Source organism: Desulfobaculum sp. (genome assembly GCF_054921475.1).
This window is the reverse complement of the sequence record NZ_JBUDSW010000128.1, coordinates 1-9961: the sequence shown is the minus strand read 5'-3', so window position 1 is coordinate 9961 and position 9961 is coordinate 1. Positions and strand designations below refer to the sequence as shown.

11 protein-coding genes are annotated in these 9961 nt (G+C 62.4%); 9 read left to right on the top strand and 2 right to left on the bottom strand.

The features are described 5' to 3' along the window. The 5 genes from ACY69P_RS09690 to ACY69P_RS09670 form a co-directional block, all read left to right on the top strand. Positions 1-126, top strand: a 126-nt coding sequence (locus tag ACY69P_RS09690; RefSeq protein WP_462327314.1) for a hypothetical protein, incomplete at its 5' end; no start/stop codon positions are given. Between the two features lie 58 nt (positions 127-184). Continuing rightward, positions 185-1054, top strand: coding sequence for a UTP--glucose-1-phosphate uridylyltransferase GalU (galU, locus tag ACY69P_RS09685; protein WP_459898824.1), 870 nt, complete (start codon positions 185-187; stop codon positions 1052-1054). 60 nt (positions 1055-1114) lie between these two features. Continuing rightward, a complete protein-coding gene (gene priA / locus ACY69P_RS09680; protein ID WP_462327313.1) occupies positions 1115-3460 on the top strand; it encodes a replication restart helicase PriA in 2346 nt (781 codons plus the stop codon). A 13-nt stretch (positions 3461-3473) separates the two neighbouring features. Then, positions 3474-4211 (top strand): sulfite exporter TauE/SafE family protein, encoded by a 738-nt coding sequence (locus ACY69P_RS09675; RefSeq protein ID WP_459898827.1) that lies wholly within the window; start codon positions 3474-3476, stop codon positions 4209-4211. Further along, the gene (locus ACY69P_RS09670) at positions 4208-4435 is read left to right on the top strand and encodes a DUF2905 domain-containing protein (protein WP_459898829.1); all 228 of its coding nucleotides are present in this window, start codon (positions 4208-4210) and stop codon (positions 4433-4435) included. The genes ACY69P_RS09675 and ACY69P_RS09670 overlap by 4 nt, the downstream gene beginning before the upstream one ends. Positions 4436-4529: 94 nt before the next feature. Here ACY69P_RS09670 and ACY69P_RS09665 read toward each other — a convergent pair whose 3' ends face one another. Then, complete coding sequence (locus tag ACY69P_RS09665) at positions 4530-5444, bottom strand: Smr/MutS family protein (protein WP_462327312.1); 915 nt, start codon at positions 5442-5444, stop codon at positions 4530-4532. Positions 5445-5625: 181 nt separating this feature from the next. Between ACY69P_RS09665 and ACY69P_RS09660 the strand changes: the two genes are divergently transcribed. From ACY69P_RS09660 to ACY69P_RS09650, 3 genes are all read left to right on the top strand, one after another. After that, a complete protein-coding gene (locus ACY69P_RS09660) occupies positions 5626-6336 on the top strand; it encodes a hypothetical protein (RefSeq protein ID WP_462327311.1) in 711 nt (236 codons plus the stop codon). Between the two features lie 68 nt (positions 6337-6404). Next, positions 6405-7166 carry a hypothetical protein gene (locus ACY69P_RS09655; RefSeq protein WP_459898835.1) on the top strand — a complete coding sequence of 254 codons (762 nt, stop codon included), beginning with the start codon at positions 6405-6407 and terminating at the stop codon, positions 7164-7166. A 369-nt stretch (positions 7167-7535) separates the two neighbouring features. After that, positions 7536-7838: a DUF4389 domain-containing protein gene (locus ACY69P_RS09650; RefSeq protein ID WP_459898837.1), complete on the top strand. Its 303-nt coding sequence runs from the start codon at positions 7536-7538 to the stop codon at positions 7836-7838. Positions 7839-7916: 78 nt separating this feature from the next. Here ACY69P_RS09650 and ACY69P_RS09645 read toward each other — a convergent pair whose 3' ends face one another. Beyond that, the gene (locus ACY69P_RS09645) at positions 7917-9293 is read right to left on the bottom strand and encodes an MATE family efflux transporter (protein WP_462327310.1); all 1377 of its coding nucleotides are present in this window, start codon (positions 9291-9293) and stop codon (positions 7917-7919) included. Positions 9294-9589: 296 nt separating this feature from the next. On the opposite strand from ACY69P_RS09645, the gene ACY69P_RS09640 reads away from it, so the two are divergent. Then, positions 9590-9961: transporter substrate-binding domain-containing protein (locus ACY69P_RS09640; RefSeq protein WP_462327309.1), on the top strand; the 372-nt coding region annotated here is incomplete at its 3' end.

Sequence of the window (9961 nt, the reverse complement as noted above, 5' to 3'; positions counted from 1 at the left end):
CGCGTGCTGCTGCGCTACTCGGGAACCGAGTCCGTGGCGCGCATTATGGTGGAGGGGCAGGATGACACCCTCGTTGAGCGGCTTTCCGGTCAGCTGGCCGAGACTTTGCGCGAACACTTGCGCTAAGTCGAAAAAAAGATAGTATATCATCGTCTTATATATACGATCCAGTAAGGAGACCAGCATGGACATCACGAAAGTCGTCATACCCGTGGCCGGATGGGGAACCCGTTCACTCCCCGCCACCAAGAACATTCCCAAAGAAATGCTGCCCATCTACAAAAAACCTGTGGTGCAGTACGTGGTGGAGGAAGCCATCCAAACTGGGTTGACCGATGTCATTTTCGTCAACAACCAGAATAAAAAGATTATCGAAGACCACTTCGACTACAACTTCATCCTTGAGAATCTGCTGGAGCGCAAAGGCAAGCACGAACTGCTCAAGGAAATCCGCGACGTGGCCGAGATGGCGAATATCATCTCCGTGCGGCAGAAGCTGCAGCTTGGGCTGGGGCACGCCGTGCTCTGCGCCCGCGAGGTCGTCAAGAACGAGCCCTTTGCCGTTATGGTGGGCGATGACCTGATGTTTGGCGTTGACCCGGGCATCCAGCAGCTGGTGGATGTGGCCAAGGCCGAGCGTATGGCCGTTGTGGGCGTGGTGGAAGTGCCGCAGGAAAAGGTGGACCGCTACGGCATCATCAACGGCGAGGAATACGTCCCCGGCATCTTCCGCGTGCGTAGTGTGGTGGAAAAGCCCGCCGTGGAGGACGCCCCGTCGCGTATGGCTATCGTTGGCCGCTACGTCCTGACGCCCGAGGTCTTTGACCATCTGGACAAGGTGGAGCCGGGCGTTGGCGGCGAAATTCAGCTGACGGACGCGCTGGAGCGCCTTGCTGCGGAAAATCGCCTGCTGGCGGTGCGCATGCGTGGCCGCCGGTTTGACGCAGGCGACTGGGCGGAGTACCTCACAGCCAACATCTACTTCGCATTGCAGGATGAAGAACTCCACGACGGTCTCGTGGCGAACCTTCTTGAACTCCTGCCTTGCAAATAATCCGTTGACCGGACATTCTGACCCCCGCCGGAATCCGTCCGGCGGGGGTATTTTTTTGTCATGAAACTCTGGCATGTAGCGCTTCCGTGCGCACCGTTTTCCATCCTGACCTACGCCCATCCCGCGTGCCTTGCCCCGGATGCCCTGCATCCCGGTCAGCGCGTGGTGGTGCCCCTTGGCCGTTCCTCGCGCCTTGGGGTCATCGTGCGCGAGGCGGACGCCGCCCCCAAGGGCGTTTCCATCCGCGAGATTGCTTGGCCCGCAGAGCAGGAGCCACTGCTTGACGCCCGTTTCATGGACCTTGCCGAGAACCTTGCCACCCGGCAGATGGTGGACCTTGGCCGCATCCTTGAGACGCTGCTCCCCCACGGCTACAGAACCGTCAAAATTTCCTTCAAGATATTCGATTCCCGCTTCCCCAAGCGCATGAGCGGTGCGGAAATCGCCGCCTTGTCACAGGAGGACCGGACGGCGCTGGCCGCGCTGTGGGCCGAGGGCCGTATGCAGGTGGCCGCGCGCAGTGTGGCGCAAAAGGAGCAGGAATACTGCTTTCTGACGCAGGACCCGCCGTGGCCTGTGCGTCCTACCGCCAAGCTCCAGACCGCGGTGCTGGAATACCTGTGGGACAACGGCCCCTCGCCGCGTCCCGCCGTCCTGCGCGACCTTGGCTCCAAGGTGTCCAACGCCCTGAATACGCTGGTGACCAACGGTGTGGTGAACATCGGCCCGCCGCCCGCCTACCACGATCCGGATTCCTGCGTTATGGACGCCGTTACCGCTGATGTGCCGGACCTGTCTGGCGAACAGCAGGAGAGTGTGGACGGCCTCATCGCCGCCCTTGAGAGCGAGCGCCCGGAGACGCGCCTTGTGTTTGGCGTCACCGGTAGCGGGAAGACCCTTGTCTATCTGCGCCTTGCGGAAAAGGCGCTTGCCATGGGGCGTTCCGTCCTGCTGCTGGCGCCGGAGGTGGCCCTTGCCTGCCATCTGTACAAGGCCGTGAGCACGCACTTTACTGAGCGAAGCGTCCACCTGTACCACGGCTACCAGCCCCCGGCGAAGCGCGAGGAAACCTTCCGCGCCCTTGCCACGTCCACAGCGCCGGAGCTTGTGGTGGGCACGCGCTCGGCGCTTTTTTTGCCGGTGGGGCGCCTTGGCGCCATTGTGCTGGACGAGGAGCACGACACGTCCTTTAAGCAGGACGAGCGGTTGCCGTATCAGGCCAAGGAGGTGGCACACTTCCGCACCCGTCAGGACGGCGGCGTGCTGGTGCTTGGCTCTGCCACACCGGACGTGAAGACCTTTCAGGCCGCGCGGCAGGGGGCCATCAAGGCTGTGACCATGGCTAACCGCGTGGGCGAGGGCACTTTGCCGGAGATTACGCTGGTGGACCTCAAGAACGAGCGCCCGTCCATGGGGCCGCTCACGCCGACGGCGGCGGCAGCCCTCAAGCATGTGGTGGAGCAGGGCGAGCAGGCCATCATTATGCTGAACCGCCGTGGGTATTCACCGCTGATGTACTGCCTGAGCTGTGGGGCGGTGATGCGCTGCGGCAATTGCGACGTGGGCCTGACCTACCACAAGAACCGCGAACGCCTCGTGTGCCATTACTGCGGCGCAAGTAAGGAATTTCCCTGCACGTGCACCTGCGGCAGTTCCAACTTCTTGCCCATGGGCGAGGGGACGGAATCCATTGAGGAGACGCTGAACACCATCCTGCCCGCCGGAACCGGCGTGCTGCGGCTGGACCGGGACAGCACCCGGCGCCCCGGACGCATGGAGGCCATCCTTGACGCCTTTGCGCGGGAGGAGGCGCAGGTGCTGGTGGGCACGCAGATGCTGTCCAAGGGCCATCACTTTCCCAGCGTGACACTTGTCATTGTGCCTGACGGCGATATGGGGCTGAATATGCCGGACTACCGCGCGGCGGAGCGGACCTTCCAGCTGCTGGTGCAGGTGGCGGGGCGCGCCGGACGTGGCGGCAAACCCGGCAACGTGCTCATCCAAACGCGCGACCCCAACCACTATTGCTGGGACTTTGTCCGGCGCAATGACTACAGCGGCTTTTTTGAGCGCGAGGTGGAACTGCGCCGCAAGTACAACTATCCGCCGTTCTCGCGCCTTGCCCTTGTGCGTATGAGCTTTCCCGCCGAATGGCCGCAGGGCGAGCAGCGCATTATGGAATTGGTGCGCCAGCTTGGCGCGGTGGGGCGCGAGCGGGGCGTGCGGGTGCTTGGCCCTGCGCCGTCGCCGTTGGCGTTTCTGCGTGGGCGCAAGCGCTACCAGTGCCTGCTGAAGGGCGAAGACTGGCCGTCCGTGCGGCAGGTCTACGCGCATGTGAAAAAGCACCTGTCCCAGCACTCCAAGATTCGCGTCTCCCTCGACCTCGACCCCGTCAACATGCTGTAGGCAGAAGGGATTCATGCTTTCCTCAACGCTTATCGTTGCGCTGGTGGTCTTTATCGGCGCGTTTACCCAAGGGCTGGCGGGCTTCGGCTTCGCCTTTTTCAGCCTGCCCATTATCTCGCTGGTGTTGGACTTTCAGACCTCGGTGGTTATCCTTGTACTGATGGCGCAGGTGATGAACCTGCTTATCCTCAAACAGCACGGCAGCCTGCCCCAGTGGGGCGACGTGCTACCCCTGACAGCGGCAACCCTGCCCGGTATTCCCGTGGGCGTGGCTATGCTCCAGTATCTGCCGGTATACGTCCTGCAGGGGACCCTTGGCATCATACTGGTGCTGTACTGTCTGTATATGTGGTTTGCCCGCCCGGTGCCCCGCGTGCTGGGCAAGGCGTGGATTGTGGTGGCAGGGTTCATTGCCGGGTGTCTTGGCGGCGCGCTCAATTCGCAGGGGCCACCGGTGCTGATGTACGTTGCGCTTCAGCCGTGGGATAAGGACCGGGTGAAGGCCACAACAATCAGCTTCTTTATTGCCTCCGGGGTGCTGGTCATTGCAGCGCAGGCGTGGCGGGGGCTGATTACCGCTGACACGTTGGAGCTTTCCGCCCTGTGCCTGCCCGGCGTCCTACTTGGAGCCACCTGTGGCCGCCTTGCCTACCGCCGCCTTGGCGAAGGGGGCTTTCGGACGGTGTTTATCGGCCTGCTGTTTGCCCTTGGGCTGTTTATGCTGGTGAAGAGCGCAGGAGATGTCATATGACGGGCGAAACGGGAAAACTGCTCATCTGGCTGGGGCTTGCTATTGCCGCCGTTGGCGTGCTGCTGGTCTTTGGCGACAAGCTGCCATGGGGGCGCATTCCCTTCGGCCGCCTGCCCGGCGACATCAACATCCAGCGCGAGGGCTTTCGGTTTTCCTTCCCCATTGTGACATGCATTATCGTGAGCATTGTCCTGTCGGTGCTGTTTTCCATCTTTCGCAAGTAGCGCCGGGAGCACTTGGCGCTCCCCGCAAAAAAGCGCGGCCTCCTCATGATGAGGGGGCCGCGCTTTTTTGGTGCGGTAAGGCGAGGACTCGGCGTTACAGGTCGTTCCAGTCGCCGGGGAGCTTTTCCCAGTTAATCTTGCCGATGGATTTTTTGTATTTGCGCAGCAGAACGTACAGCGCGCCGGGGCCGCCGTCGCGGGGCTGGGCCGTCACAAAGGCCAGCACCACCTGCCGCAGCGGGTCGCGGGTGAGCCAATATTGCATCTCCTCGCGGATGATGCTGCGGCCCATGGGGGAGTTTTTGCCGCGTCCGGTGACCAGCAGAAGGTAGCGGTGCCCCAGCTGGTACTGCTTGCGCATGAAGTCGAGAAGCGTGTGGCACGCTTCGTCCACGGTCATGCCGTGCAGGTCAAGGCGCGCCTCAACATCGTAGCTTCCGGCCTTGAGCTTGTTGAAAATTTTGGGGTCCAGACCTTGGACCTGCCCGTACTGGTAGCCCTCGGCGTAGTCCATATCAAAGGCGATATCGTCGTGCAGGAGCTTATGTACGCGCTCTCGGCTGAGGGCTTCCTCGGTGGAGAGCTTGGGCGCTTCCGGCTCTTTGGTCTTTTTGGGCACGGCGCGGCCGGATTCGCCGTCCAGCGTTTTGACGCCGGACATGGCGCTCAGGAACACGTCTGCCTCGGCGTCCGGGTCCACAGGGGCTGCGGGCGTGGGGGCGGGCTGGGCGGTTTTCTTGGGCGCGGGCTTTTCCGGGGCGCTGGTCTTGGGCTTGGCCGCCGCGGGCTTTGGCGCAGCATTTTTTGGGGGCACGCGTTTTGTGGTGTTCATGGGTTTTGTGCCTGTCATGGCGGAGAGGAACAGGTCGTCATCCTTGGCTTTCTCCACCTCGGGATCGGGCTTTTTGGGCTGAGGTGCGGGCTTGGGGACGCTTTTTTTTTCGTCGTCCTTCAGCTTGAGGCCTGCCTTTTTCAGTGCCGCAAAGGGCTTGTAATCTTGATCGTTCACCGTGGTCCTCCTGCGGCTTTTGTCACGCAGTGGGAAGGCGCTGTCAAGGTCCGCCCTCTGCGGTGTTTCGTCACTTTTGCTTTGCCCGGGCCATGTGTGGTGATAGTATCCCGTACAGGCTCCGCCCGAATTTTCGCTTGTGGCGGGCCTAAAAGGGCAGAGTGAACGAAGGAGGCCAGCGATGGGAGAAGAACGGCGACACGATGCGCAGGGCGGCGCGGGGGCTGCCCCGGAGGTGATGCAGCTCTTTGGGCAATATCTCCACGTGCAGGCGCGAAACAGACGCATCAAGCGGCTGACCGGCGTTTTGGTGCTGGGGCTGTTTGTGGTGTACGGCTCTCTGATTGCCGGACTGTTTACGCAGTTCAATCAGGAGGAATTTGTGGCGGCGCTGCGCGGGGAGGTGTTGGCCCTGCGTCCGCAGGCGGAGGTAATGCTCCGCGATGTGATTGAGGAAAACCGCGAGGAAACGCTGCGGCGTGTGGACAAAGCCGTGCAGCGCAATGCCCCGCTGGTGGCGGAGGCGCTGGACCGCGAAATTTCGCGCCTGGCCGAGGAAGCCAGCGTGGTCATGTACAACCGGGTGAACGGCTTTGTGAAGCGCCAGTTCGACACCCACGGCGCCGCGCTGTTTGGGCAATATCCTGAACTGGCGGACCCGGAGTACAGGGCCGATGTGGAGGAGCACATCCTCGCCGTGCTGGACCGGACCGTGGCGCGGGTGATGGATGACGAACTGCGCGGCATTGAAACGTCGCTTGAGGGTATGGAAAGGCTGCTGGCAATGCCCGAGGTGCGGGCGCGCGTGACCCTGATGCGTGACGACCCGGCGCACAGTTCGCGCTTTATTCAGGCGTTTATGGCGCTCATGGCCGGGCCATATGCCCGCTAGGCGCGCTGTCGATATTTCCCGGTCCGGCCGGGTGAGTGCCGGGTGGACTGGCTGCGAGGAGGTGGCGCATGGCGCACGGACATGAAGAATTCGTATCCATGGAGCAGATGCAGTCGCGACTGGACGACGAGCTTGCGCGTGAGCGCAAGGCCAAAACGCGTAATATCGTCCTGGGCATCGTGCTTCTTGTGGGCGTGTGGTGGTACATGGGGTGGATTTACTCCAATCTGGGGCAGATGATGGACGAGGGCGAGATGGCCTCCATGCTGGGCGACTACGCGGAAGTGGAAGTCCTGCCCAAGGCGCGTCCCCTTGTGCGCGACTTCCTGCTGGAGGAGGTCCCCCGTGGGGTGGAGGATATTTCAAGGGCCGCGGTGGCGCGTTTGCCGCAGCTGCGCGCCGAGATGCTCAGCGCCTTTACCGCGCCGCTGGACGCCGAACTGGCGGCGCTGGACGAGCGCATGACGGCGGAGATGCGGCGCGAGCTTGCCGCCAGCAGGCCGCGCATTGAGCGCGTGCTTGCCGCACTGCCGGACGACCAGAAGCGGGAGCAAATGGCCGATGAACTGGCCGCCCTGTTCCGCACATACTATTCCTTCCAGTCGCGCGAGATGGTGCGCGAGTTCCGGCAGGAGCTGGCAAGCGCGGAGCGGCATCTGCGGATGCTGCTGCTCACGCCGCCGGACGCGCTGTCACCATCGCAGGCGCGGCGGCAGGAACTGGTGTATCTGGCGCTGGCAACGCTGGAGAGCACCTTTGCCGGTGACGGCGCAAGCATAGTGGATGTGTTGCTTTCCGTGGCAACCGAGGGCCTTGACGACGAAAAATAACGCGCAGGTGCCTCGGCCAAAAGGGCGGCTTGCACTGGTGTGCGGGCCGCCCGCGTTGTGTGACGGGGCGGGCCTGTCGCTGCGTGGTGTCCGCCGTATTGGGAGGAGACGCGCCCTGCCTATGGCGCGGAGAGGTTGGGGGATGGCGGCGACGCGCCGTGCGCCATGGTGCAGTCTTGTTGAGTGAAAGCGGTGCGGCATCGCGCGGGGACTGCACGGAGGCGGCGTAAAACAGTGCGTACGCAATGGACGTCTTGTGCACGGCGTGCAGGCTCTGGACAAGACGGCGGGCAGCGGCTATGGAAGCAATTCGCTGTCTGTGAAAATATGCTCAAACACGTTTCATTGTCCTGAGAGGAGGTTCATCCCATGTCCGATACTCCCGTTGAACGCAAAGCCGTGCTGATTCGCTTTTTGTACACCATTGTCATCTTCATTGCCTTTGAAGTGGTGCGCCTTTTGGCGGAGCTTGGTACGCTGGTGCAGTATGGCATCGTGCTTGTGACGCAGAAGGAGAGCGAGCCGCTGCGGTCGTTTTGCAATGCCATGTCGCGCTACGCCTACCTGTGCCTGCGCTACATGACCCTCAACTCCAACACCAAGCCCTTCCCCTTCGCCTCCTTGCCCAAGGATGTGGAAACGCCAGACACTCCCGTGGAGTACGGCAAGTAGAAGAGCTTGTCCGGCACGGTTGTGCCAGCCCGATACGCTGTTGCCGCCCCGTTTCGCCCCGCGCGAAGCGGGGCGTTTTTAGGCTGTTGGGGGCGGGGCGTTATCCGTGTGGGGCAGGCCGTACAGCACCGTGCGGGCGTAGACGAGGGCGAAGAGGGCGGCCGACCATGTCACGCCGAAGATGCCCCACCAGATGGCGGCCAGTCCAAAGTCGAACACATGGATGCTCAGCCAGAAGACGGCGGCGGGCGCGAAGATTTGACGGAACAGGCCTATCCAGATGGCGAACATGGGGCGCTTTAAGCCCTGCATGCACGCCACGTGGGCGTAGAGGACAACATAGGAATACAGCACAAAGGCGGCAATGCGCAGGTATTGTGTGCCAGCGGCTACAACGGCGGCGTCGTCCGTAAACAGGCCCATGAGCGTGTGCGCGCCGAGGAAGATGACCGCGGCGCCAATGCCCATCAGCCATGCCCCGTGAAGGAGGACCGTCCGCAGGGTCTGGCGGATGCGGTTAAAGTGCCCGGCGCCGTGGTTTTGGGCGGTGATGGACAGGACAGCCACATTCAGCCCGATGGTGGGCAGGAGCACGATTTGCTCCACGCGGGTGGCAATGCCGTAGGCGGCCACGGCTTCCTTGCCGAAGGAGGCGATGAAGTAGGTGATGATAAAGATGCCAAGGCCCACGGTGACCATATTGAACGCGGCGGGAAAGCCCTGATGCGCAATGGCCGCCAGTGGCCTTGCCTGCGGCTTGCATCCGGAACGCAGGCAGCCGTCCAGCAGGCCCGTTTGCCATGCCCGCCAGCCCAAATAGCACGCCCCCGCGGCCTGAATGACCACTGTGGCGAGGGCAATGCCTGTGATGCCGAGGGCCGGCAGGCCAAACCCGCCGTAGATGAACCATGGATCAAGGGCGAGGTTCAGGATGCTGCCCGCGGCAAGGACGTTGCGGAAGGTTTTTGTGTCACCCACAGCGTTCAGGACCGCGTTGAACATATAGGTCAGGATAAAGAAGACGGACCCGGCAAAGATGGGCCGCATATAGGCAAGACAATCGTCTAGATACGCGCCGGACGCGCCTAGGGTGCGAAAGAGGAGGGGCGAGGCCGCAATGCCCACCACCGTGATAGCCCCCGCCACCAGCAGGCCAAAGACAAGGGCTTGGCGCGACAGGGTGCGCGCTTCCTTCATGTTGTCCGCGCCAATGGCGGTGCCGATGAGGGCGGTTGCGCCGGTTTGCAGCCCACTGCCCATGGCAATGATGATGAAAAATACCGGAAAGGACAGCGACAGCGCGGCAAGGGCGCGCGTGTCCAAAAGCCCCGCGAAGTAGGTGTCCGTAATGTTGAACATGGTGTGGAAGAAAAAGCCGATGCTCGCGGGCAGCGCGATGCGCCGGACAAGTTCTGGCACGGGGCGTATGGTCAGCAGGTGGTCGTCGTTTCGCACAGGTTCTCCGCGTTGCGCCTCTGCGGTAAGGCAGGCGTGTTGCGTTGTGGTCTCACTCCCAAGCCGTCCAGCCTTCACCGTGGGCGTTTGTCTTGGTATGGTCAAGAGGAATGCGAAGGAAGGGCTTTGATTGCCTTGGCGGAATTGGTAAAGAATTCCGGACGATTTGCCGAAAAGACAGGGGAGTGCCACGGCGCTGGGCCGTCTGCGTCATCTGCCAGCGCGTCAGAACGCGTAGGCCATGACGCCCCGGCGGCGCGAACCCCCAATTGAGTCAACAAGGAGTTGCCAACCATATGTCCTCTTCGCTCAGGCGCGGCGCACTTGCCGCAATGCTCGCCGGTTGTATGCTGCTGGCCCTGCCCATGGCGGGCGTGGCCGCGCAGAAGGTGTCCTTTGTGTTCGACAGCCGCTTTGTGCCCATGTCCTACGTGCGCAACCAAAAGCCCATGGGCTTCGAGGTGGAAATCCTCAAGGCCGCCCTCAACAGCACGGGGCTGAGCATCAGCTACACGCCCATGAAGGACTGGGACCGTGCGCAGGCCAACCTTGCCGGCGGCGTGGCCCATGTGGCCGCTGGTATGACGCGCACCCACCTGCGCGACAGGCTGTTCATCTATCCCCGCACGCCCACGGTGAACTTTTATCTGAAATTCTTTGTGCAGACG

Coding starts and splice junctions, on each gene's coding strand:
- ACY69P_RS09675 (WP_459898827.1), top strand. CDS start 3,474: ATGCTTTCCTCAACGCTTATCGTTGCGCTGGTGGTCTTTATCGGCGCG.
- ACY69P_RS09670 (WP_459898829.1), top strand. CDS start 4,208: ATGACGGGCGAAACGGGAAAACTGCTCATCTGGCTGGGGCTTGCTATT.
- ACY69P_RS09650 (WP_459898837.1), top strand. CDS start 7,536: ATGTCCGATACTCCCGTTGAACGCAAAGCCGTGCTGATTCGCTTTTTG.
- priA (WP_462327313.1), top strand. CDS start 1,115: ATGAAACTCTGGCATGTAGCGCTTCCGTGCGCACCGTTTTCCATCCTG.
- ACY69P_RS09655 (WP_459898835.1), top strand. CDS start 6,405: ATGGCGCACGGACATGAAGAATTCGTATCCATGGAGCAGATGCAGTCG.
- ACY69P_RS09660 (WP_462327311.1), top strand. CDS start 5,626: ATGGGAGAAGAACGGCGACACGATGCGCAGGGCGGCGCGGGGGCTGCC.
- galU (WP_459898824.1), top strand. CDS start 185: ATGGACATCACGAAAGTCGTCATACCCGTGGCCGGATGGGGAACCCGT.